The organism is Anabaena catenula FACHB-362 (assembly GCF_014698735.1).
Lineage (GTDB): Bacteria > Cyanobacteriota > Cyanobacteriia > Cyanobacteriales > Nostocaceae > Anabaena > Anabaena variabilis_A.
In genome coordinates this window covers 88260-111438 of record NZ_JACJTQ010000005.1, presented here as the reverse complement: position 1 = coordinate 111438, position 23179 = coordinate 88260, and the positions used below count along the sequence as shown (strand labels likewise).

Here is a 23179-nt window from a genome sequence, read left to right as displayed (position 1 = left end):
TGCTTTACAAACCCACTTCCCCGCAAGGGGATGGAAACTTTTTGCCGCTTCTCTAAATGCTTTGGCAAGGTTCTCGGCCTTTACAAACCAACTTCCCCGCAAGGGGATGGAAACACAAGGGCTGCATTGTGTATCATAATTGAATTTGGGTTACTTTCCAAACCAACTTCCCCGCAAGGGGATGGAAACGTATCTGTTAGTCTCTGTCCATTCTTTATTTGGATCTACTTTCCAAACCAACTTCCCCGCAAGGGGATGAAAACAGTAATAAATTCATTTTCTAGCGCGAACAAAAAAGGTTGTAGTATCTTCCCAAACTCCTTGATCAGTTACTCGTTTTTCTATTTCTGATTTGTAATCAACTTGTAACTGATTTAATTGTTCGGGTGATATTTCTAGTAACAGTGGATTTCCTTTAAATATTAAATTTAAAAATTGACTAGATAATTCCTGATTACTGAAATTGCGATATCTTCCGCGTGGTTCAATTTTAATCTCAATATCTTTAAAACCTGCCTGTTTTAGGAATTTATGACACTTTTCAGAACTACCAAGTGGTGCGAGAATATGTGTCAAGGGTATGCCGAAAAATTTTGTACAGATATTCACATAAACAGATGCCATATAGGCAGTTTCAGGAGGACAAGTAAACGCAACAAATCCTCCTGGTTTTAGGAAGCGATGCCACTTTTTTAAACTGGCAAGAATATTAGCAAAATATACGATTGCTGAACAACAAAAGATGACATCAAAACTACCATCATTAAAATTTAGATATTCTGCATCTGCTTCAACAAATTCGATATTTTTTAATCCTGCTGCTGCAACTTTTTCTCTGGCTTGATGTAGCATTCCAGGAGACATATCTACACCAATTACATAGCCTTCTGAACCAACTTTCAAAGCTGCGGGAATGGCAACTAAACCAGTTCCAGTGGCAATATCCAGAATTTTCTGTCCTTGCTGAATTGGTATAGATTCAAGTAGAAGACTGGCTTCATGTGGATGATGAGTACCTTCTTCCTGATCATAGGCAGTTCTAGAATTAAAAAGTTCTATTATCTGCTGCTTATAATTATCCATAAATCCTCACTTTAGGGAAAACCAAAAAATAAATTACCCAAAAATAGTAGGGTGGGTTAGGTAGTCCGTAACCCACCATAAATTTAGGGGATAGTAATGGTGGGTTACGCTGCGCTCTAGCGAAGCCAGGCCCGCAAGGGCTTTACCCACCCTACAAATTGGGGATTTTTTTAATTGGAAGTCCCTTAAACCAAGGCTTTTAATAATGCTTGCAGTTTAAGTTGTACTTCAGCAAATTCTTTATCAGGATTAGAACCAGCGACTATACCAGCACCTGCATAAAGTCTAGCGCGATTACCATCAATTAATGCCGAACGAATCCCTACAATAAACTCACAATTACCAGATCCATCTACCCAACCCAAAGGTGCTGCATATAAACCTCTTTCAAAACTTTCATAACGGCGAATTTCTGTACAAGCAATATCTCTGGCTGCACCTGCAACCGCTGGTGTAGGATGTAATTGAGCTACAATTTTCAAAGGGTGAACATTATCAGGAACTACAGCGCTAATGGGTGTCCATAAATGCTGAATATTTGATAATTGTCGCAGACGTGGGGATAGAATTTGAGGAAATAAACCTAGTTGTGATAAACGTTGTTTAATAAAGTCTAGTACTAGTTTGTGTTCATGTTTTTCTTTAGTACTATTAATTAATTTATCAGCATTTTCTGCATCTTCTGTAGGCGTTTTACCTCTGGGGGCAGAACCTGCTAAAGCATCAGTAATTAATTGTTGATTTTGAATACTAATTAAGCGTTCTGGACTAGCACCAATAAAATTTTGTCCTTTGCCGTTACTTGTAGAAAAAACATAACAATTAGGATAGAGTTGCCGGAGATTATTTAATGACTTGAATAAATTAAAAGCATTGCTTGAACTGACATCGAGAATATCCGCTAAAACTATTTTTCTTAAATGATTAGCTTGGATTTTTTCTAAAACCGATAATACTGAATGTTTGAATTTATCTGGATTGGTAATATTCTTTTTGAGTAAGTTGACAGGAAAGATATCACTATGAAGTGAGTGATTTTCTAAAGATTGGATAATGTCAATTTTGGTTTTTATTTCTTGTAATATTGTTTGAATATTGACATCAGAATTAATAATACTATTTATGACTAAGGTGCAGCATTCATTTTTTATAGCTACTTGCAAATTTGGGAGGAAAATCGTCGCAGCAGGAAATGGATAATTGGGTTGGTGATGCTGTTCAAAAAAACTGAAGCAACAAAAGAAATGAATTCCGGTAAAGGGTTGACGGGTATTGCCAAAATGGATTACATTGCTTAGAGAATCTTTGATAAAGTACTCAGCTTTATTAAACCGCTCTTTACCACCAAGCTCTAATTTTGCTATAGCATCAATTGCCGCAATAGCTTCACCTTTACTTTTGTTTTCAAAGTAAAAATTTAAGGTATTTGATTGGGAAAATTTATCTAAAACAACTAAAGGATCAATTAAGTCAATCTCTAGAGAAATACTCACAATTTGCTGGGTACGATTTTCGCAGCACTTTTCCTGAACTGCTAACAGCAATTGATGCAAATCTTTATCATCTACAAAGAAACTGCTGCGAGATGGTGAAATTGTCATGGATGTGTAAGTTAATTTTTTTTAAGTTATCTTCCTAAAGCGTAATAAGTCATGGTCGTATTTCTATAGGTAGCATATTCAGTGACCATTAACCAGCCTCTGACTTGCTGGGTTTTGGGGTTTCCCAGAACTGATACTATTTTTGTCTGCAAAATGTAAAGCCAAGTTTTATGATCTTAAGGTTAACCAGCAATCACAAAATTAGCATTTTTTGGGAATTTACCAGCGTCAAATGTCTCGCAAGATTATAACATCTAAACTGAGCAGTAAATTTAGAGCAATTTAACTCATCACGGCTGATGACTCAAAATCAGATTTCTATCCCCAAAAATAAATTGTGGCTGGCAGCGATCAAACCGCCGATGTACAGCGTTGCTATTATGCCTATATGGGTAGGTTCAGCGGTAGCATTTGCAGAAACAAAGATTCTTAATCCCACAATATTTTCAATATTTATTGCAGCCGCAATTTTAATTCTGGCTTGGGAAAATATCAGTAATGATGTTTTTGATGCTGAAACAGGTATTGATAAAAATAAACATCACTCCCTTGTAAATTTGACTGGTAACAAGCAGTTAATGTTTTGGGTAGGAAATTTATGTTTAGGTTCGGGTTTGCTGGGGATAATAGCGATCGCTCTTTTACAACAAGACCCAACTGTAATTGGTATCATTCTGCTATGCTGCGGCTTGGGCTATATGTACCAGGGACCTCCCTTTCGTCTAGGATATCAGGGTTTGGGGGAAATTATCTGCTTTTTCGCCTTTGGCCCCTTGGGAATGTCAGCAGCATACTACAGTCAAACTCAAACTTGGTCAATCAATAATTTAGCAGTTTCGGTGATTGTTGGCATTGTTACTAGTTTAGTTCTATTTTGCTCACACTTTCACCAAGTTAAAGATGACATAGCTGCTGGCAAGCGCTCTCCTATTGTTCGCTTAGGTACTAAAACAGGTGCTAAAGTCTTAGTTTGGTTCACTGCTAGTATCTATCCTTTTAATCTTTTGTGCGTGGGATTGGGAATTTTTCCAGTTTGGACTTTGTTAAGTTGGGTAAGTTTACCCTTTGCATTCAAATTATGTCGCCACGTTTTAGAAAATCACAACCAACCAGACAAAGTGAGTAACTGTAAATTCATTGCTGTCGCTGTGCATTTCTGGAGTTGTTTGTTGTTGGGTGTAGGATTTATGCTGGGGTAATGAATTATCAATTTTCCTTTCGTCCGATTAATCACAAATTCACTCGTCCTCTAGTGACAAATCATGGAATTTGGGAAATCCGCGAAAGCATAATTATTCGTCTGATTGATATTACAGATAAAGTTAGTTGGGGAGAAATTTCTCCTATCAGTTGGTTTGGTTCTGAAACAATTGAACAAGCTTTAGATTTTTGTCACCAGCTACCAAAAGAAATTACATCAGAGATAATTTTGGCGATTCCTGATAACTTACCAGCTTGTCAATTTGCTTTTGAATCAGCCTTATCAAGATTAGGTGAGAAATCTGAATCTATCGATATTCAAAATCTCACCTATAGTGGTTTATTATCAGCAGGAGAAGCCGCTTTACATCAATGGCAAAGTTTATGGGAACAGGGATATAAAACATTTAAATGGAAAATTGGGGTAGATAATATAGCCAAAGAATTAGAAATCTTTAATTTACTAATTCAAAACTTACCCGATTCGGCAAAACTACGTTTAGATGCTAATGGTGGACTCAACTACAAAGAAGCAAAATTATGGCTACAAACTTGCGATAATTTCCAACCAAAAATAGAATTTATCGAACAACCTTTAGCTGTGAATCAATTTGCAGAAGTATTAGAATTGAGTAATTTATATTCTACAGCAATTGCTTTAGATGAATCTGTCGCCACTCTACAACAACTCGAACACTATTATCAACAAGGTTGGCGAGGAATTTTTGTAATTAAACCGGGAATAGCTGGTTCACCATCTCGGTTGAGAAAATTTTGCCAACAACATAATATTGATGCCGTATTTTCATCTGTATTTGAAAGCCCAATTGGTAGACAAGCCGCACTGCAATTAGCAGCAGAATTGTCTATCAATAATCGTGCTGTTGGTTTTGGTATTAACCACTTTTTTACACAACAAGAGTTAACCTTTCCTCAAAGTCTATGGAAAAACCTCTAGATTATTTACAGAAAAGCACAGATCATGATTGGTTAATTGGTTATAATAGCCAAGAATTTCAGCAAATAGCAAATGAATTATATTTAGAATTAACTCAATTATCGATAAAGAAAACACCACCAAAAATTATTTTAGCTGAACGGGAACCAGTAAGATTTTTAGCCAGCTTTATCGCTGCTTGTGCTGCTAAATGTCCCGTTTTTCTCTGTAATCCTGACTGGGGAAAAGATGAATGGCAACAAGTTTTTAATTTAGTCCAACCAGATATAGTTTGGGGAGTAGATAATCATTGTGTACAATCACCAAACACCAATTACCAATTACCAATTACTGATTCCATTATGATTCCTACTGGTGGTTCATCGGGAAAGATTAAATTTGCTATTCACACTTGGGAAACATTAACAGCTTCTGTACAAGGATTTACAGCATATTTTCAACTAAGAAAAGTTAATTCTTTTTGTGTATTACCATTATATCATGTTAGTGGTTTAATGCAATTTATGCGAAGTTTTATGACTGGCGGTAACTTAGTTATTGACACATTTAAAGAAGTAGCATTTTGTCAAAGAAATAATCTGAATTATTCAGATTATTTTATATCTTTAGTACCCACACAATTACAACGCTTGTTAGAAAATCCCCAATTAACTCAATGGTTATCTCAATTTGAAACAGTACTTTTAGGAGGTGCGCCAGCATGGGAGGAACTGCTAGAAAAAGCGCGATTTCATAACATTCGTCTAGCACCTACCTATGGGATGACAGAAACCGCTTCTCAAATTGCCACTCTTAAACCAGATGAATTTCTCAAAGGTAAAATTAGTAGTGGAAAAATTTTACCCCATGCCCAAATAACAATTCATCATCTTACAGGCAATATCAATATTCAAGCTAAATCCCTGGCTTTAGGTTACTATCCACAACTTTGGAAAAATCAAGATGATTTTTCTGTAGATGATATTGGTTTTTTAGATGAAGAAGGCTATTTACATATTAGCGGACGTAGTAGCGACAAAATCATTACAGGTGGTGAAAACATTTACCCAGCAGAAATTGAAACAGCAATTAGAAAAACTAACCTAATTATTGATGTTTGTGTAATTGGCATACCTGATAAACATTGGGGACAAGCATTAACGGCAATTTATATACCCAAAGACTCGAATACTTCTACCTTAGAAATTCAAAACCAACTCAAAAATCAAATTAGTAACTTCAAAATTCCTAAATATTGGATTTCCCTACCAAACTTACCCCGAAATGCCCAAGGTAAAATCAACCGTCAACAAGTTCAAGAAATTGCCGAGAATTTTCTGACAACCAAGTGATTAGAATTAGAAATTATACAATTTCTTCCCGCAACTTTCTTCTCTCAGCCCCCTCTGAGTCTTTACGATGAGTTTCCAACCAATTGCTGATATGATCAGGTAACTCTTGCTTCATTCTGCTATTGACATCAATACAAACATGACGAGTCATAGCTTTAGCAACTATTACCTCATCCACCGTAATTTCATAGGTAATTTCAAACTTATTCACGCCTATTTGTTGGGATAATAATCTAATCACTAGCTTGTCACCACAATACATGGGGCGAAAAAAATCTACATTAGTATGTACAATCGGAAAAGCTACAGATGGATTGGTGAAAAAAGTTTTCAAATTGATACCGATAGCTATTAGTGATTCCTCATAAGCTTCATGGCAAATTCCCAAAACATTTGCAAAATACACTACTCCAGCTGCATCAGTATCTTGAAAACGCACAACCCGGTGATAATTGAAAATCATAAGATCAAGATTCCCAAATCAAAACAAAAAGCAGGCAAAATGCCTACTATGATAATTTATTGTACTTTACTTACTGCACATTTTATTTAAATAGACCACCTTGTAAAAATCAAGAGATCTGCTGTGATGTTATGTGGATTATTGATTTAAAAAATGCTGTAGATCATTTCCTTGGATGCGCCTAAGTAGCCATCATGAAATGCGGATACTAAAACCCATGAAAATCTTTTCTGCCACTTTTTTCAAGTCAGATCGGCATAAATATCCCCACAGATAGAAATTACCCGCAGGATAGACCAGTAACAACTAGTAACGATTTAGGGTTTGCTGTTCGCGTAGCGTGCCGTAGGCATAAAAGTCTTTTCGTTAGGGGTTAGGAGTCAGCACTTCTCTTCTCCTGTCGGAGACACTACGTGAACGAGACGCTTCGCGAACGACTACGCTCAGTGACCGGAGGAAGAATTAGAAGCAGCTTTTGAATAGTTGCTTTGGGGGAAAAGTGATCAGTTTTTGATGGGTTTAATATCTATTCCTTGCACCTTCTTAACTTTTTTTACCCCTGAATCCCTCGATTTATCTAGGTTTTACATTTATATGCCTAACGGCACGCTCCGCGAACAGCAAGCCCTATTTAAGTAATGTGCAGAATTTTGTCAAGCTGGCAGCCTTTCAGCATTGAGCTTAAGCACTAGCCATTGACTATGCAGCATCTGTGTTTATGCAAACCAAATTAAACTCAAGCAGTTATATGGATTAGCCGTACACCTTCGCCCAAATGTTGATTCCCGTTCTGCTTAAAATACTGATACAAATTTGAACTAAATATTTCATCTTGATTTCATTTTTGGCTGTTAACTTATAAAGTAAGTGCAACAATCGCCTTGTAAATAACTAGTTATCTGGACAATTTTATTACTCAAGCTAAAAATCAATCACATAAAGGTTGAATTTCTAGCTAACTAGAGATTTTAAAATGAAATCAGGAAATATTTAGATGATCCCTATGCAACTTTCTACTCTCAAAAACAGTTTCTTGTCATTGACCTTGGTAGCGATCGCTTCTATTCCCAGCGGATTGTTAACAGCCTGTTCTACCAGCGATTCCCAAAACCAAGTATCAAACCCTGCCACTACTGCTACTGTTACTAATGACAAGCAACCGATGACTCATGGTAGTGGCATGATGAATCACAGCATGACAATGGATTTAGGCCCAGCCGATGCTAACTATGATTTACGCTTTATTGATGCGATGATTCCGCACCATCAAGGGGCAGTAGAAATGGCAAAAGAAGCACAGCAGAAATCGAAACGCCCTGAAATCAAAAAGCTAGCAGACGAAATTATCAAAGCACAAAACCGAGAAATTACGCAAATGAAACAGTGGCGTACAGCTTGGTATGCCAAAGCGGGAGATAAACCAATGGCTTATGATGCCAAAATGGGTCACATGATGGAAATGTCATCTGAGCAAATGCAAGCCATGATGATGAACATGGACTTAGGGGCAGCTGATGCAGAATTTGACCTGCGCTTTATCAACGCCATGATTCCGCACCATGAAGCGGCTTTAGTAATGGCAAAAGATGCCTTGCAAAAGTCTCAGCGTCCTGAAATTAAAACCTTGGCTGAAAATATTATCAAATCCCAAGATGCAGAGATTAACCAAATGAAACAATGGCGCAAAGCTTGGTATAACAAATAGACAGATTTGGGAAAAAATATAGAGATGTTGAATGCAACATCTCTACAAGAGTTCTGCATCATCAACTCGCCTTCGTAAATTCGCAAAAGTATTGATTAATACCAGATTTTTGCTATTTTACTTATTCAACTAGTGAAAATAAATCTGCTCCAGTTTCACCAGCGGCTAAAACAAATAATCAGCATGGGGCATCTAAAGGTGGTCAAGTTGTAGAAACAGGAAAATATCATTTAGAATTTGTTGCTGGCAAAGAAGCCAATCAAACTCATATAGATTTATATTTGCAAACAAGCGATAATCATGAAGCCGTACCTGATGCCAAAGTAACGGCTCAAATTCAACTTCCAGATGGAAAACAAAAGTCAATTCTATTAACCTATGATGCTAGTGGTAAGCATTACAAAGCAAATTTAGCTGAAAATATACCTGGTCAGTATCAAGTGAAAATCACTGCGGATATTAAAGGTGAAAAGGTGAACGGGCGATTTAATTTTAATCTGTAATTTTTTAGTTAGAGAATAGTTATGAGGTCAATCCAAAATCCAAAATCCAAAATGGTATGAGAATCCTACTAGTCGAAGATGAACCAGATTTGGGAGCAGCTATTAAACGAACTCTTACCCAGCAGAAGTATTTGGTTGATTGGGTACTAGATGGTAATGATGGGTGGGCATATTTAGAAAATAAGTGGACACAATACACCTTAGCTATTTTCGATTGGATGCTACCGGGAATTTCAGGTTTAGAGTTGTGCAAAATGCTCCGTTCTCACAAAAGCCCCCTACCTGTATTAATGCTAACAGCTAAAGACAGAATGGAAGATAAAGTTGCCGGGCTGGATGCAGGGGCTGATGACTATTTGGTTAAACCATTTGGTATGGCGGAATTACTGGCTAGATTGCGTGCATTGCAGAGGCGATCGCCCCAATTTCAGCCCCAGGAATTAACTGTTGGCAATCTGACTCTAGATTACGGCAACAATATGGTTGTGAGTCAAAACACTGCGGGGAATAAACAGGAGATTTCTCTGACTAATAAAGAATTCCAGCTACTAGAGTATTTTATGAAGCACCCGAACCAAATTGTTACCACCGAGCAAATTCGCAATCAGCTTTGGGAAGTAAGTGCAGAACCAGTTAGTAATGTGGTAGCTGCTCAAATGCGTTTGCTGCGTCGTAAACTAACCAGTAGCGGTTGTGAGAATGTGATTGAAACTTTACATGGTACGGGATATCGTTTCAATTTCACGCCATGAATCAGAATAATCTATTTCAGCAAACCCGTCAGCGTTTAGCGTTGTGGTATGCCCTTGTTATGGCTTTGATTTTAAGCCTGTGCGGTTTCGGTATCTACAGAGCAATTTCCCATGCCCATTGGATGACATTAGACCGAGAATTGGAGTCTGTTGCTGGAACACTGCACGACAGTATAGAACTTAAATTACAACAACCTGGTCAATTTGAACCAGTTATCCAGCAGCTTTTACCTAATATTTGTGTGGTTGATAAAAGCTGCATTCAAGATCAGTTAAATTTTAAACGCCATATTTTAAGCGCCATCAATCAAGGTAATTATTATGTACGATTTTTCGATAACTCCGGACGTTTGATTGCTATAGCAGGAACTTATCCAGAAGGATTATCTCAGATTTTTAACAAGGAACTTTGGCAAACTCTCAAAGATAGTAAAGGAAACTTCTACCATCAGATTTCTTTTGTTCTGCACACCCAAGAAAATCTTGATTGGGGTTACATTCAAGTAGGCCGAAGTCTGGCAGATGTCAATAGCTATCTTGTGGCTGTAAAACTCACTTTAGGATTGGGATTACCAATCATCATGCTTCTGGTTGGTGTTGCTAGTTGGTGGTTAGCTCTTTTAGCAATGCAACCGATTTATCAATCATATAGACAAATTCAACAATTTACAGCAGATGCCGCACACGAATTGCGGACACCTCTAGCAGCAACACAAGCGACGGTGGAATCAGCACTTTTGATGCCGCAATTGGATGAAATAGAGGCGCGGGACATTCTGCAAACTCTACAACGTCAGAATCAGCGACTCACAACGCTTGTGACAGATTTATTACTGCTGAGTCGCTTAGATAGTCAACCTGTGCCAATGCAATGTGACATCTGCTGCTTGAATGATGTTGTTGATGACTTAATAGAAGAATTTGCAGCATTAGCGATCGCTGCTAGTGTAACACTGACTTCTTCAGTCCGGCTATCAATTCCTGTGGATGTCATTGGTAATGCAGATCAGCTTTATCGCTTGTTTTCTAATTTAATTATCAATGCAATTCAATACACACCACAGGGGGGAAAGGTAACTGTTTGCTTAGACTGTGCTGATAATTATGCTGTGATTCAGGTTCAAGATACTGGTATTGGGATTCCGCAACAGGAACTAACTCGGATTTTTGATCGTTTCTATCGAGTGAATAGCGATCGCTCTCGTCGTACTGGTGGTTCTGGTTTAGGATTAGCGATCGCACAAGCAATTGTCCAGGCACACCAAGGTAGCTTAGATGTGCAAAGTGAATTTGGTAAAGGTAGCACTTTTACTATTAAGTTACCCTTCGATATCCGTCCACTTGATAAGTAGTGATGCAAAATAAATTTCACATTTATCAGAGGGAACAGGGAACTCTTAACAGATCAGAAATTCAGAGATTTCTGTGTTCCCCAAAAATATGCAATTAATTTTGCTCAGGTACTTAACTTTATTGAAAAATAAGCAGTTTTTATGACACAGATAGTATTTTCTTAGCTACTGTTGACGATACAGGCATCACTGATAACCGATTTCCTGGTCTAACCAAAAGTAGCTCATCGGAGCTAAATTTTCCTTTGAGTATTGATAGTGGGATGGGGTGAGAGAAGGTTTCCACAAATTCCACTGCTACTGTTTGCCAACGGGGGGATTCAGGATTTGATTTTGGGTCATAATATTTACTCGTTGGTTCAAATTGTGTCGGGTCAGTAATACCTGTTTTGACTATACGCATCAACCCCACAATACTGGGAGGGTTAGAATTAGAGTGGTAAAAAAAAGCTAAGTCTCCTAACTTCATCTGACGTAGAAAGTTACGAGCCTGATAATTTCGCACACCGTCCCAAATAGTCTCATGCTGTTGTTGCAGGTCAGTAATACTATAAACTGCCGGTTCTGATTTCATTAACCAATAATTTGCAGAATTCATTAAGAATATGATGAATATTGAAGATTAGCGATTGTCTAATTATTTTCCTCATCTATTCAGATATTTAAATCACGTAAAGCCAGACGAATTTGCTCCAAACGTCTGCGGTTAACACCAAGGTCTGACTCTCCCACGCGAGATGCCGAGCGAATGTGAATTACTGACTCATGGGCTGGTAAATAAAACTCTACATCATCAACAAATTTGAAAATGCGGCTTTTAGAAAGAGCATGGATATAATTATCTGTCTGTTCTATCACCTCTGTCCGGGGAACGACCGTGAGAACCTTTAGTAAGGTTTCTCGTGCTTTATCACGGTCTACATGATAGGGAATCGGGTCAATGGAGTGCTTTACATCAGCGTTTTGACTGACAACACAGTTATTGGAAGTTGGGCAAGGAGTAAGATAACCTTCTGTCCAAGAAGTCGCCCAAGTAACCGTAGGAATTGAGAGGGTTAAGAATATGACGAAAGTTATTCTTACAAGAAGTTGCTGTAGGAGTTTTAGAAGAGACATGGGACTGGTTTATGGTTTCACACTACACCGTATCATCCATCCAACCACACTCACAATCCCAGTGAACCCGTGAAACATAATCTCGGTCGAATTCAGCACCACATTGGGGACAAAACCCTGTAATATCGTGTCCGCTTAAAAGTCCATCGCTTTTTTGTTAATTGAGTGGCAATTCCCTGACGACGGTAAGCTGGTTGCACATAAGCGCCCCAGATGTATCCATCGCAGCGTTCTCTCCTTTTCATGATATTTGGATACAATCCAGAAAATCGTTGACAACCGACAGATTCGACATTTATCTCATAAGTAGGTCGGCGTTAAAAATTGTTGTTATGACAAGGCAGCTATGCTGGAGGGAAAAGGTTTTTAGACTTTTATTTTCGCGGCGAAGATGATGGTGCAATATAGGAGTAGATGTGTTCGCCCTGGCGTTAAACCTACTTTTCAGATATATAAATTTTTAGATTAATAATTTCTTTCAAACTGCTACAGTAAGTTAGCAGTGCATAGATAAAAGTTACAATTCCTATCATTTCCAACAATTCTTCAATCACTATGCCAATTGTTGTTATTATTTCACGCCTACCAAAATATTCTCTTAAAAGCCCATTTACCATTTCCATACCCAGAGATCCGCTTACATAAAAAGCTGCGGCAAGGAAGAATAAATATTGAGTTTTCTTAGGTAAATCTAGGAAAAATTTGAAATATTTAAATCCAAAAAATATAACCGCAGGAATCCCAAATATAACCCAGGTGTGAAAAAATATTGGGCTTAAATTAAATTGTTCTCTTAGGGATGGAATAATCAAAATTTCGTGGAAGCTAAAGGCTTCATCTAGGCTGAAAAAAAGAAATATTAAAGATAAATTTTTCCAATAACTAAAATACTTATCTGTCTTTTTAATTGAAGTAATTACTGCTAGTAATCCCGAAGAAAATAATAATATGAACGATGAATACCAAGCCGGGATATTTAACTCTGCATCCAGGCTAAAGAGATCGTGAAACCATTTTGAGCTTGGAAATGGGAACTCGGAAACCCAGAAATAAGCACTTATAACGCCAGTTAGGGTAAGACATAAAATTATAATAATTAAAAGTTGTGTAATTTTTTTAGCAGAGATATAAATTGGTAACTCTACATCAGGAGTAGATGGCTGCGGCATATAAATCTTTTAGTAATATCCTTAACATTAACACAAAACTTTCAAACTGAAAAATTACTTAGATGAGCAATATTAACCGTATAAATTAGCATATGTTTTATTGTTACTAGAGTTGAGACTAGTACCACAGGGTGGAAATCAAAAGTCAAAATAAATACAGTATGAGCTTTTTAGAGATTTGGAATAGTTGGTTTATTTACGCCAACTTGTACTAGTTCCCAGTGCTATAGAGGTTGATATATATCTTCAGAAGCAGGATTGAGGTAAGGATGATGCACGTCAACTAGGTGCTGTGCAAAGTGTTCGTCAATAATCTGTATCCGCTCTTCAATGGCATTTTTACCTTTCTCCCAAGCTTCTAACAAAGCATTTGCGACGATTTGACAACGGTTTAGCCCAAAACTTTCCTGTGCAGCAAATTTGTGGCTTGGTTCTTCGGCTAAACTCAATCCGGGAGCTAAAAATTTGGTAAATAAGGGTATTTCTGGCTGAAAATGACTTTGATGCTGTTTATAAACGGCTTGAAGAATTTTGTGAATTATGGGGTAATCTTGTCTTTCAAAATGAAGTACACCTGCATCATAACGCCCGTATGCAGAGGGATTATAGAGAACCTGAAAGCTAAAGGGAATTTCTGTATTATTTAGTTGTTGTGTCAAACTCTCCATGAGAGCGATCGCACCTGCTGGCGTAAAATTAAAATAAATCCGTCCTACTCCTAAATCAGCATTTGGTGTCTTTGGGCGTTCTTGTCCGACATTACTAACCGCCATGTAACAGCCATTTTGTAAGCGATTTTTGGGCATCCATATAGCAATAGAATCACCCACTTTGGGAGACTTTTGACGAGATTTGAGATAGCATTCTGGCTCAACATACAATGTCAAACCACCTTTAGTTACAGCTATACTCCTATCAGGTTCTAATCGTAACACTTGCCAATCAGGGTCATAGTGACCATTTCCATGATTACTCTGGTGAAGTTGCTCATAAAAATCCCAATCAATTCCCAAACTGGAATTTTGATCTAAATTGGGCGACTTTGAGAAATTAATAGCATCAGCATTCACTGCTAAAACTGTTTGTAGCGAACCATTATAATAAATACCGTGCAGAAAATTACGTAGTAGTAAAGCCAGATATTTCTGTTGTAAAGCTGGCGAGTTTTGTTGAAATCTATTTGCTACTGTAGCTGGCAAAGAAAACGGTTGATAATTGGGATGATGAATACAAAAGTTAGACTCTATCTGGATATTAGTAGCAATATCAAACAAAGAATTGATGATTTGATTAGTAGAATCATCTAGCATTAATTAATTTGCACCTCAAAATTTATTGACAATATTAACAACCACGCAGACGAGTTTTTTCGTAAAAAATTTGCACTAATTGCTGTCCTTTTTCTGGCTTCGGTAGTTTTTCAAATCCGCTCACAGATTGAAGAATTTCTGATTCCGAAGCACCAAAAATAGTCAACACAGCTTGTTCAGGCATAATTAATAAACTTTTGGCGACTTCGAGCATACACAGGTTGGTATTATCAAAATATTTACGGTTGTTCATCATTTCTTGAATTTGATGAATTAGTGCCAAGCCCGTAAATTGAATAACACGCACAATAAAGTTGTGATTATAGTCTAGAATCATGGGGAATCCATGAAGATAAGAGCGAATAATAGCCAATATTGAAGGTTGAATAACTTCCAGCGGTATCATCGCTAAATGCAAAGATTCTTCTAATTCTAGAGTAGGATCTACGATCAAACTCGAAAGCCAAATTTTGACGTAGCTTGCTAGTATAGTTCCTAAATCAAAAGCTGGATCTCCCCAAGCGCAAGCTTCCCAGTCAATCAGCCGTACTAAACAATTATCTAGCTGCTCCCAACGAGAGTGAACCAAAATATTATGCAATTGCAAATCGTTGTGAGTCAAACAACAAGGATTCCATTCATAGGCCAAGTCTGCAATTGCAGATTCTAGACTTTCGTAACACTGATAAAGAGCATGAAATTTGAGTGCTTCAGTGGGAATTGTACCAAAAATCTCTGAGCTAATTAAGCCTATACCTTGAGCAGGATTGTAAAAATTATAGCGAAACTGTCCTTGGGGAGCAGTTTCCATAAAATTACGATACTCTCGCTGTTGAAAAGTTGTACGATGTAACCCTGCTAATGAAGTACCAATAGCTGTAGCAATTTCTTTAGGGAAAATACTATTGTTTTGATAAAATTTCCCTAGTTCCACATATTCGCTTAAATAGCTACGGACAAGGATAGAATTTTCTTCATCAAAATTAAGTACTAATGAAGCGAGCGCGGAAATATTACCAAGAACTGGAAACTTCTGCAACAATTGGTGAAACAGCCATTCATTATAAAACTCATCATGACTACTACCCAAATCAATATGTCGTTTTTGTTTCACTAAAAGTTTGTGATTATCTGTTAAAGTTACCAGTAAATTGCGATTTTTTCGGTTAATTTCTAGTAACTCAGATGCATATGATGCGCTATCTTCTGCGCTACACAGACCTACCTTGTGCAGATACTGGATAACATTTTGAGAAGACAGTGATAATAACATTTATTATTTCCTAGTTTCTTAAATTGATTGATCAGAGAATTACCTATACCGAAATTGACTTAGCGCCATTAGTACAAGAGTGATACCAAAAAAAATACGAAGATCAAGAACTATTTCTAATATCTACTAATATCTTATTTGTGTTAATCAAACCTGCCAAAATGGCAAAATATACTTTATCTTTTCTTTAAACTCTAGTGAAAATAACATAGAATTTTTACACTATTTAAAATTCTAAATCTGGTATGCAGTACTCCTAACTGATTGGTGATAGCTTGCGTGGCGTAAGCCATACTGACTTGTGGAGACAGGCAACAACGGGCAGATTTGATCACATATCATTTAGAACTGCTACATATATAGGAATCCGGTTTGGTTTCTGATAGCTTGCGTGGCGTAGCCATATTTACTCGTAGAGGTAGGGAACAGGGAACAGGGAACAGAGAAGAAGGAATCAAGGTATACGGAGTTCTGTAAGCGCAAAGCGCAGGCTGCGCCAACAAAATTCAAATAGGAGTCCTATATTTTTGTAGTTAATGTTATTGGCTCGGAAGTATTTATCTGTTAAGGATGTTGACTTCGGTTGAGCAAACATAACAATCCTATTTGATTTATGATAGCTGGCTAGGTGTAGCCATATTTACTCGTTAAGGCTGTTAACAGAAAATAAACTAGGTAAAGGTGTAGCCGTTAGGAATCCCAACGGAGAAAAAGATACACTTAGGGTTTATAGTATGAAAAATTCATCTGTATGGTGACTAGATTAAGCTCACTATATTACACCGATACTTTAGCGATCGCAAGTTTTGTTACAACTACCATGTATGTCATCACTATGTAATTTGTAACAAAAGTAATTTTCTCCGCTGCTAAAACAAAAGTACTCATATAATTACTGGCATCAGAGAGATGTAACTTTTGACTTAAACACTGTTACGGACTGAAAATAGCAGGAGGTAAGAGGAACTAAAGTTTTTTATGCGTTACTGTGAACGCCGTTGATGAGGGTTTGAGGAAGTCTAGATCACAGGAACAGGCTACTTAGAGACAATAATTTGATTGACCATCACTGCTAATGTGAGCATACCAAAAATAATCATCAATCCCGCCGGCATGAATTTGCGTGTTTTGGCTAGTCGCAACGCAAAGAAAACTACTAAAATACCAGTGATAACAGATGCTAAAGTCAAACCCCAAGTTTGCCCCTGGAGTTGACAGTAAGCAGAAAAAATTAGTAACAAACCGCTAATGCCACCACTTAATAACGAAACTTTACTTTTAGCCTGAATGTAGCCAATGATGCCACCTACTAACGATAAAATGCCGTAGCCAAAAGCGGCAACTATACCTAAATTCATTGTTACAACCTATGTAGATTTGGATTTTACTTTCAGAGTCAGCAGAAAATTACAGTTGATTGATGGATAATCAAGCGATGCCTACGGCACATACTTCGTCTTATACCAAAGTTCAATTCCTCCAGCGTCAAGCTGCCTCTCTTTTACTTTACCAATCCGTTCTCAAAGGCGAAGTAGCGATCGCATTTCTTGAACTGTTACAAGCGATACGTTACACTGACGCAGATGGGCGAGACTGTCTCAAAGCCTACGGTAGCTATTTCCAAGCATTAGCTGCCAGCAATCAAACTTGGGAGGAATACTTAATCAGTCAAATTCTCATCGCTGATAACCCGTTTAGTAAATTGGCTCAACAGCGAGAATTTGCTCATTTACCCCCAGCTTTAGTAGCAGCCGCCCAAAATGATTTACAAATATTGCAAAGTCTCTATGAATGTAACAGCGCCATCTTAAGCGAGTGGGTGCAAATTGTCGCTCATTTACCAGTTTCCCCAGTCGTGTGGTATCAAGAGCCAGAAAGAGGAGGATTTGATCAGGGTTTGCGGGCTTCTCTTCCTCAATTAGAAACTTGGGCTGATGCTGTAGAAGATTTAGCAGCTTATTATCGACAATATGGAACAGGTTTATTTGCCGAATACCGCGCTTTTCGCTGGCAAGCAGGGCAGTTTGTGGGTATCCGCTACGCTGATACGGTAAAGCTAACTACACTGGTGGGTTATGAGTGGCAAAAAGATGCTCTGTTAAAAAATACAGAATTTTTATTGTCAGGAGAGGCAGCACTGCACGTATTACTTTACGGTAGTCGTGGTTCTGGCAAATCTTCCTTAATCAAAGCTTTGTTAAACGAATATAGTCACAGAAACCTCCGCTTGATAGAAGTTGCCAAATCAGAACTGCAAAATTTACCCAAAATAGTCGAGCATTTGCGGGGAGTACCACAGAAATTTATCATCTTCGTTGATGATCTTTCCTTTGAAGAAGATGACGATGCCTTTAAAGCCCTAAAAGTAGTTTTAGAAGGCAGTTTAACCGCTAGACCCCAAAACACAGTTGTTTATGCCACTTCTAACCGTCGTCACTTAATTCGGGAGTATTTTAGTGATCGACCTACCCCCAAGGATAATGAGGAAGTCCATGCTTGGGATACAATGCAGGAAAAGCTGTCATTTAGCGATCGCTTTGGTCTGACTTTAACCTTTGAAGCCGCAGATCAAAAGACTTATTTACAAATTGTTCAACATTTAGCAGCACAAACAGGCATTAATCTCACTCCCTCAGATTTAGAATACCAAGCTTTGCAATGGGCAACTCGCCATAATGGACGTTCTGGCAGAACAGCACGTCAATTCATTGACTTCTTAAAAGCAGAGTTAGCTTTGTTTGGTGAAAATAACAATAGCCTGTAGTCAACTTACTAGTGTAGGCTAACAGAAATAACTAATCAATAAAAACCTGTCCAAAAAACTTTTATTGTCAATATTCTGGTCTTCTGCTTTCTTGCACTAGTGACAACAATTTTTAACTACTAACAGAGCAATATTATGCAAACATACAGGAGGAGATAGGGGACAAACAGACTTTATATCTGACTTGGCAAAAAAATTGTACTTCCAACCATATAGTTAATAAAATCTGAGCAGTAATGACATTAGTAAAACATAATTCTGAAAACTTTAATACACTAAGAACAAGCAAGATGCAATCAGCAATAATAAGTAATCGCTTAATTCTAGGTATAGCCGCCTTTAGTGTGAGTTTTGGTCTAAGCCTCGTCCCCAACTGGGATTTTACTAAAGCCTTAATCACAGGTATGATTACTGTATTAGCTACTTATTCATCTGCCTTATTTGTTGATAAACGGCGCAGAAACTATGAAATGTTAGTCTTAAGTTCTCTCCATAGAAAAATTAGAGAACGTGAAGGATTAAAATCTCGTATTGCTAGAGAAATAAAACAAATAGAAGAGCATCGTACTATTCTCTATAGCGAATCACAACAACTGCAAAATCAAATTGCCGAATGTCGTAATCAACGAGATAGTCTCCATCGAGATTTAGGGACTTTTGCAGGACAAAAAAAGCAATTAGAATCAGAAATTAGTATTTTAAACACTGAACTTCATAATCTAGAAAATAGTACAGAAGAATTGAAAAATAACTGTTCTACCCTATCGGCAGAAAAACGCCGTCTAGAATTGAATTGTCATAGTTTACGCGCAGAAATAACCCAACTACAAACTCAAGTAGATGCCTTTCAAGAAGAAAAACAGGAAATCGAAAGTAATTTAACTCTTTTAGGTAGACTCAAACCCCAGCTAGAAGAAAAACTATATGAATTACGAATTGAACTGCAAGAACTAGAAATGCAGATAGTCCAAGAAAATAACTTACTTATCGATACAAAAACAACTAGAGAAAATTTAGACAATAACTTAATTTCTTTACAGAACCAGACAGCAGCGCAACAAGCAGAACTCAACCAAATACAAAATCAAATTTCCTTATTGCAAAGCGAACGTGACTCGTTACAAAGTCAAGTTTGGGAATTACTCCAACAAATGGACACAATCAATCAAGAAACAGGAAATGAAAATACACAAGAAGATGATATTGACTTGTTTCCTTTTGATCAATTACTTGAACCTTTATCACCTATAGATTATGAACCCAACACCTTAGATAATTTACCCACAGAATGGACTGATTTTATGGAAAATCTCCCAGCATATGAAATTCAGGTATTAAAAGCCATAGTTGAGCAAGATAATCCCAAGCCTATCATTAAACAAATTGCCGAAGCAAACATCACCATGCCAAATCTATTAATTGACTCCATCAATGAAATTGCCAATAATACTATTGGGGAACTAATTATCGAAACGGGACAAGAAATTCCCGTGATTTATCAAGAACATATTCCCAACGTTAAAAAAGTAATAGCAATCTATGAAAAGCCTAGTAACTAAATTTATTTTATTCAATTAAATAATTTTCTCTAAATAATAAAACTGAATCAAGCAAAAGTTAGTAGTCAGAGTTTTAGCCCTATTAAACCTGGCAAGAGAGAGATAAATTGCTCACCACGACAAAAAATATCTTGCATTTAATACTAATTATAAAAACTAGACACCAAAAGACTTTTCCGACTGTCACCTGCTATATACTGGCTATTTACATAAGCATTGAAAATTGATTAAAATCAACTACATGATAAAACCAAAAATTTCAAAAAAAGTATCCACCGCTTTAATTAACTCCCTTGGTGCAGGAGTAGTCCCTAGAATAGGAATTGAACATATAGCAGTAGGTCGAGAAAAAGAGCTTAATAGCCTATTAAACAATCTCAACGATATTGCCGAAGGTGTAGCCGCATTTAGGTTTATAATTGGTAACTACGGCTCCGGTAAAAGCTTCATGTTGCAAATGATTCGTAACCGTGCAATGGAGCAAGGATTTGTAGTGGCTGATGCTGATTTATCCTCTGGACGTAAACTAGCAGGAAGTAACAATGAAGGTTTAGCAACCTATCGAGAATTAATGAGTCGTCTCGCCACAAAAACTCGTCCTGACGGTGGTGCTTTAATTTCTATTTTAGAAGGATGGATTAATAAAATCCAGCAAGAAGTAGCTAAGGATCAGGGAATAAATCCCAATGACGAAGGTTTTGATCAGCAAGTAGAAGCAAAAATTAGAGAAGTAGTTCACTATATTGAAGACTTAGTTCACGGCTTTGATTTTGGTACGGTAATTATTGCTTATTGGCGCAGTTATCGTTTAGATGATGATGAATTAAAAAATGCGTCTTTGCGCTGGTTGAGGGGAGAATTTAATACCAAAACTGAAGCTAAAGCCGCATTAGGAGTAAGGGTTATTATTGATGATGATAGCTGGTTTGATTATATCAAACTCTTAGCTAAATTTGTAGCCGAAATAGGCTATAAAGGAATGTTAATTTTAATAGATGAAGCCGTCAATTTATATCAAATATCCACTACAGTTACTCGTGAAAAAAACTACAATAGACTGTTATCAATGTTCAACGACACCATGCAATGTAAAGCCGAAAATCTGGGCATTTTCATTGGGGGAACAACTAAATTTTTAGAAGATCCAAATCGGGGACTGTTTGCTGATCAAGCTTGGCGTAGACGGACAAAAGAAAGTCGTTTTTCAACCCAATCTGGCGTACAAGAATATATGGGGCCAGTCATTCGACTCAATCCTTTAACTGAAACAGAAATCTTCACACTTTTGCAAAGATTAACAGAAATTCATGCCCTCAATTTTACTTATGAAAAGACTTTAACAAATCGAGAATTAAAGGAATTTGTCCAAGAACTTATCAGTCGTTTAGGTGCAGAAGCTTTACTAACACCAGGAGAAATTATTCGGGATTTTATTAGTGTCTTGAATCTTCTCCATCAAAATCCAGAAATTAAATTTACTGAATTGATTCATGGTTCTAACTTTAAACCTACTACTGTAGGTGATAGTGAAAATACAGATGGAGATGCAGCCGAATTTAGTTTGTGATTAAAGCATTTTTTTTAACTTCTAGTAATTGGTAATTCTAGCCAATTGCTAATTTCTTCAGCTAACCAATCAAGTTCTAGAGTACTGATAGCAAAAGTATTATTTTCACCAGTATGAATTTTATACTTTCGCATTCCTGACCAGATAATTAAACAAGCTTGAGGTTTATTATTGTCGTAAGTATGAGTTAGCTCTAAACGAACAATATATTTTTTCAGACTAGGAAGTGGATGATGTCGCTCAATTCCAAACAATTCATAATATGAAGAAATGTGTGTCCTATTGATATGCAGGATTTTATTCCCAAAAAAGCACATACATATGACAAAAAATAATATTAACAAACTAATTGGAATCAGCAAAGGTGAAATCATTCTAAACATCGGCAAAAGCATTAAAAATGAAAGTGGTAAAACTACCTTACAATACCAAGAAAACATCATCACTATTTTTGAAAATCCACCCACCGGAGGGATGATAATTTCCAGAAAATCAGCATTTTTATGCAAACTCACTTTACTCCCGAATGGTTTTACTAAAACTGAATTAGATATCTTGACTGGAGTCTGAGTTTTATTTTTCGGTAGTGCTAAAGCTTGTAAAGCCTGTTCAGCAGAAGCCAATCTTTTACTCAAAATAGGTTGTGTCATCTTCCGCAACCAACTGCTAAAACCCGGACTAATATTAGCCGCTGCTTCAAATTTAATAACTAAATCTTGTTGTGGTAAATCTGCTGGATGTTCACCTGTTACTAAATAAATTAAAGTTGCACCCAAACCATAAAGATCAGAAGCAGGAGTAGCTTTACCATTAAATTGTTCAGGGGGCATATACCCATAGCTACCAACAACAGTCATTGTGCTGTTTGTTCTAGCAATAGTTTGCACTGAGCCAAAATCTACTAAATAAACTTCTCCGACGCTATTACCAGAGCGATTTGTCAACAGTATATTACTAGGCTTGATATCGCGGTGAATTACAGGTGGTTGACGACCGTGTAAATATTGAAGAATGTCTAGTATCGCTGTCGCTAATTGTTTGACTTCTTCCTCACTAAAACTACGTCCTGCTTTCAGTTGTGTTTCTAAAGATTCAGCGGGAATATAACTTTGTACGAGCGCAAATCCTTTGTAGTCAGGGTTATCTAACTCAAAGTAGTCTAGGTAACGGGGAATTGCAGGGTGCGAGATGGTTTTGAGAGTTTCGGCTTCACGTTCAAACAGCTTCAAGTCGTGCCATTGAAATTCATCATTAAATAAAAGTAGTTTCACTACTACTAGTTCCTGGGTTTGCAAATCACGAGTCAACAGCGTCTTCCGTCCTGCTTTTTTGCCCAGTTGCTGCTGTACTTCGTAGCGTTCGCAGAGCGTCTCTTTGGCAAAATCACCTAAATCTTGATTTGTCATTTGGCAGTTTTTTAGAACTTTTTTATTTTTAGAAGTTTACTCCTTGTTACTAGATTACTGTAAGCTT

21 protein-coding genes and 1 CRISPR repeat array (1 of these 22 running past the window's edge) are annotated in these 23179 nt (G+C 37.2%); of the genes, 10 read left to right on the top strand and 11 right to left on the bottom strand.

The window, feature by feature from the left end:
* Positions 1-263: direct repeats of the CRISPR family, unit length 36 nt; unit sequence CTTTACAAACCCACTTCCCCGCAAGGGGATGGAAAC (it extends 595 nt beyond the left edge of the window).
* Between the two features lie 10 nt (positions 264-273).
* The gene (locus H6G68_RS05740) at positions 274-1083 is read right to left on the bottom strand and encodes a class I SAM-dependent methyltransferase (protein ID WP_190905773.1); all 810 of its coding nucleotides are present in this window, start codon (positions 1081-1083) and stop codon (positions 274-276) included.
* Between the two features lie 185 nt (positions 1084-1268).
* Complete coding sequence (locus H6G68_RS05735) at positions 1269-2684, bottom strand: isochorismate synthase (RefSeq protein WP_190905772.1); 1416 nt, start codon at positions 2682-2684, stop codon at positions 1269-1271.
* 299 nt (positions 2685-2983) lie between these two features.
* On the opposite strand from H6G68_RS05735, the gene menA reads away from it, so the two are divergent.
* The 3 genes from menA to H6G68_RS05720 are packed head-to-tail and all read left to right on the top strand — an operon-like array spanning position 2984 to position 6173.
* Positions 2984-3883 carry a 2-carboxy-1,4-naphthoquinone phytyltransferase gene (menA, locus tag H6G68_RS05730; RefSeq protein WP_190905771.1) on the top strand — a complete coding sequence of 300 codons (900 nt, stop codon included), beginning with the start codon at positions 2984-2986 and terminating at the stop codon, positions 3881-3883.
* Entirely contained in the window at positions 3883-4842 is a 960-nt protein-coding gene (locus H6G68_RS05725; protein ID WP_190905770.1) for an o-succinylbenzoate synthase, read from the top strand. Before menA ends, H6G68_RS05725 begins: the two co-directional genes overlap by 1 nt.
* Positions 4827-6173: a 2-succinylbenzoate--CoA ligase gene (locus tag H6G68_RS05720; RefSeq protein ID WP_190905769.1), complete on the top strand. Its 1347-nt coding sequence runs from the start codon at positions 4827-4829 to the stop codon at positions 6171-6173. The genes H6G68_RS05725 and H6G68_RS05720 overlap by 16 nt, the downstream gene beginning before the upstream one ends.
* Positions 6174-6186: 13 nt before the next feature.
* On the opposite strand, the gene H6G68_RS05715 is transcribed toward H6G68_RS05720, so the two are convergent.
* Positions 6187-6636 carry an acyl-CoA thioesterase gene (locus H6G68_RS05715; RefSeq protein ID WP_190905768.1) on the bottom strand — a complete coding sequence of 150 codons (450 nt, stop codon included), beginning with the start codon at positions 6634-6636 and terminating at the stop codon, positions 6187-6189.
* A 994-nt stretch (positions 6637-7630) separates the two neighbouring features.
* Between H6G68_RS05715 and H6G68_RS05710 the strand changes: the two genes are divergently transcribed.
* The 4 genes from H6G68_RS05710 (at position 7631) to rppB (ending at position 10948) form a co-directional block, all read left to right on the top strand.
* Positions 7631-8341: a DUF305 domain-containing protein gene (locus tag H6G68_RS05710; protein ID WP_190905767.1), complete on the top strand. Its 711-nt coding sequence runs from the start codon at positions 7631-7633 to the stop codon at positions 8339-8341.
* Between the two features lie 98 nt (positions 8342-8439).
* The gene (locus tag H6G68_RS05705; protein ID WP_190905850.1) at positions 8440-8844 is read left to right on the top strand and encodes a hypothetical protein; all 405 of its coding nucleotides are present in this window, start codon (positions 8440-8442) and stop codon (positions 8842-8844) included.
* 56 nt (positions 8845-8900) lie between these two features.
* Positions 8901-9596 carry a two-component system response regulator RppA gene (rppA, locus tag H6G68_RS05700; protein ID WP_190905766.1) on the top strand — a complete coding sequence of 232 codons (696 nt, stop codon included), beginning with the start codon at positions 8901-8903 and terminating at the stop codon, positions 9594-9596.
* Positions 9593-10948 (top strand): two-component system sensor histidine kinase RppB, encoded by a 1356-nt coding sequence (rppB, locus tag H6G68_RS05695; protein ID WP_190905765.1) that lies wholly within the window; start codon positions 9593-9595, stop codon positions 10946-10948. Before rppA ends, rppB begins: the two co-directional genes overlap by 4 nt.
* A 139-nt stretch (positions 10949-11087) precedes the next feature.
* Here the strand turns inward: rppB and H6G68_RS05690 are convergent, their stop codons facing one another.
* The 7 genes from H6G68_RS05690 to H6G68_RS05660 form a co-directional block, all read right to left on the bottom strand.
* A complete protein-coding gene (locus H6G68_RS05690; protein WP_190905764.1) occupies positions 11088-11522 on the bottom strand; it encodes an EVE domain-containing protein in 435 nt (144 codons plus the stop codon).
* Between the two features lie 80 nt (positions 11523-11602).
* Complete coding sequence (locus H6G68_RS05685) at positions 11603-12064, bottom strand: DUF1499 domain-containing protein (RefSeq protein WP_190905763.1); 462 nt, start codon at positions 12062-12064, stop codon at positions 11603-11605.
* Positions 12065-12156: 92 nt separating this feature from the next.
* Entirely contained in the window at positions 12157-12363 is a 207-nt protein-coding gene (locus H6G68_RS05680; RefSeq protein WP_339327842.1) for a GNAT family N-acetyltransferase, read from the bottom strand.
* A 138-nt stretch (positions 12364-12501) separates the two neighbouring features.
* Positions 12502-13233: a hypothetical protein gene (locus tag H6G68_RS05675; protein WP_190905762.1), complete on the bottom strand. Its 732-nt coding sequence runs from the start codon at positions 13231-13233 to the stop codon at positions 12502-12504.
* 224 nt (positions 13234-13457) lie between these two features.
* Complete coding sequence (locus H6G68_RS05670; RefSeq protein WP_190905761.1) at positions 13458-14543, bottom strand: T3SS effector HopA1 family protein; 1086 nt, start codon at positions 14541-14543, stop codon at positions 13458-13460.
* A 34-nt stretch (positions 14544-14577) separates the two neighbouring features.
* Positions 14578-15816: an aminoglycoside phosphotransferase family protein gene (locus H6G68_RS05665; RefSeq protein ID WP_127056591.1), complete on the bottom strand. Its 1239-nt coding sequence runs from the start codon at positions 15814-15816 to the stop codon at positions 14578-14580.
* Between the two features lie 1037 nt (positions 15817-16853).
* Positions 16854-17174, bottom strand: coding sequence for a TMEM14 family protein (locus tag H6G68_RS05660; protein WP_190905760.1), 321 nt, complete (start codon positions 17172-17174; stop codon positions 16854-16856).
* A gap of 62 nt (positions 17175-17236) precedes the next feature.
* Between H6G68_RS05660 and H6G68_RS05655 the strand changes: the two genes are divergently transcribed.
* The 3 genes from H6G68_RS05655 (at position 17237) to H6G68_RS05645 (ending at position 21706) form a co-directional block, all read left to right on the top strand.
* Positions 17237-18580 carry an ATP-binding protein gene (locus H6G68_RS05655; protein WP_190905759.1) on the top strand — a complete coding sequence of 448 codons (1344 nt, stop codon included), beginning with the start codon at positions 17237-17239 and terminating at the stop codon, positions 18578-18580.
* 290 nt (positions 18581-18870) lie between these two features.
* Positions 18871-20139, top strand: a complete 1269-nt coding sequence (locus H6G68_RS05650; RefSeq protein ID WP_242045147.1) for a tellurite resistance TerB C-terminal domain-containing protein — start codon at positions 18871-18873, stop codon at positions 20137-20139.
* 241 nt (positions 20140-20380) lie between these two features.
* The gene (locus H6G68_RS05645) at positions 20381-21706 is read left to right on the top strand and encodes an ATP-binding protein (protein ID WP_190905757.1); all 1326 of its coding nucleotides are present in this window, start codon (positions 20381-20383) and stop codon (positions 21704-21706) included.
* Between the two features lie 14 nt (positions 21707-21720).
* Here the strand turns inward: H6G68_RS05645 and H6G68_RS05640 are convergent, their stop codons facing one another.
* A complete protein-coding gene (locus H6G68_RS05640; protein ID WP_190905756.1) occupies positions 21721-23112 on the bottom strand; it encodes a serine/threonine protein kinase in 1392 nt (463 codons plus the stop codon).
* Positions 23113-23179 lie beyond the last annotated feature (67 nt).

Coding starts and splice junctions, on each gene's coding strand:
- rppB (WP_190905765.1), top strand. CDS start 9,593: ATGAATCAGAATAATCTATTTCAGCAAACCCGTCAGCGTTTAGCGTTG.
- H6G68_RS05665 (WP_127056591.1), bottom strand. CDS start 15,816: ATGTTATTATCACTGTCTTCTCAAAATGTTATCCAGTATCTGCACAAG.
- H6G68_RS05640 (WP_190905756.1), bottom strand. CDS start 23,112: ATGACAAATCAAGATTTAGGTGATTTTGCCAAAGAGACGCTCTGCGAA.
- H6G68_RS05715 (WP_190905768.1), bottom strand. CDS start 6,636: ATGATTTTCAATTATCACCGGGTTGTGCGTTTTCAAGATACTGATGCA.
- rppA (WP_190905766.1), top strand. CDS start 8,901: ATGAGAATCCTACTAGTCGAAGATGAACCAGATTTGGGAGCAGCTATT.
- H6G68_RS05645 (WP_190905757.1), top strand. CDS start 20,381: ATGATAAAACCAAAAATTTCAAAAAAAGTATCCACCGCTTTAATTAAC.
- H6G68_RS05655 (WP_190905759.1), top strand. CDS start 17,237: ATGGATAATCAAGCGATGCCTACGGCACATACTTCGTCTTATACCAAA.
- H6G68_RS05740 (WP_190905773.1), bottom strand. CDS start 1,083: ATGGATAATTATAAGCAGCAGATAATAGAACTTTTTAATTCTAGAACT.
- H6G68_RS05660 (WP_190905760.1), bottom strand. CDS start 17,174: ATGAATTTAGGTATAGTTGCCGCTTTTGGCTACGGCATTTTATCGTTA.
- menA (WP_190905771.1), top strand. CDS start 2,984: ATGACTCAAAATCAGATTTCTATCCCCAAAAATAAATTGTGGCTGGCA.
- H6G68_RS05735 (WP_190905772.1), bottom strand. CDS start 2,684: ATGACAATTTCACCATCTCGCAGCAGTTTCTTTGTAGATGATAAAGAT.
- H6G68_RS05670 (WP_190905761.1), bottom strand. CDS start 14,543: ATGCTAGATGATTCTACTAATCAAATCATCAATTCTTTGTTTGATATT.
- H6G68_RS05650 (WP_242045147.1), top strand. CDS start 18,871: ATGCAATCAGCAATAATAAGTAATCGCTTAATTCTAGGTATAGCCGCC.
- H6G68_RS05685 (WP_190905763.1), bottom strand. CDS start 12,064: ATGTCTCTTCTAAAACTCCTACAGCAACTTCTTGTAAGAATAACTTTC.
- H6G68_RS05725 (WP_190905770.1), top strand. CDS start 3,883: ATGAATTATCAATTTTCCTTTCGTCCGATTAATCACAAATTCACTCGT.
- H6G68_RS05675 (WP_190905762.1), bottom strand. CDS start 13,233: ATGCCGCAGCCATCTACTCCTGATGTAGAGTTACCAATTTATATCTCT.
- H6G68_RS05690 (WP_190905764.1), bottom strand. CDS start 11,522: ATGAAATCAGAACCGGCAGTTTATAGTATTACTGACCTGCAACAACAG.
- H6G68_RS05710 (WP_190905767.1), top strand. CDS start 7,631: ATGATCCCTATGCAACTTTCTACTCTCAAAAACAGTTTCTTGTCATTG.
- H6G68_RS05720 (WP_190905769.1), top strand. CDS start 4,827: ATGGAAAAACCTCTAGATTATTTACAGAAAAGCACAGATCATGATTGG.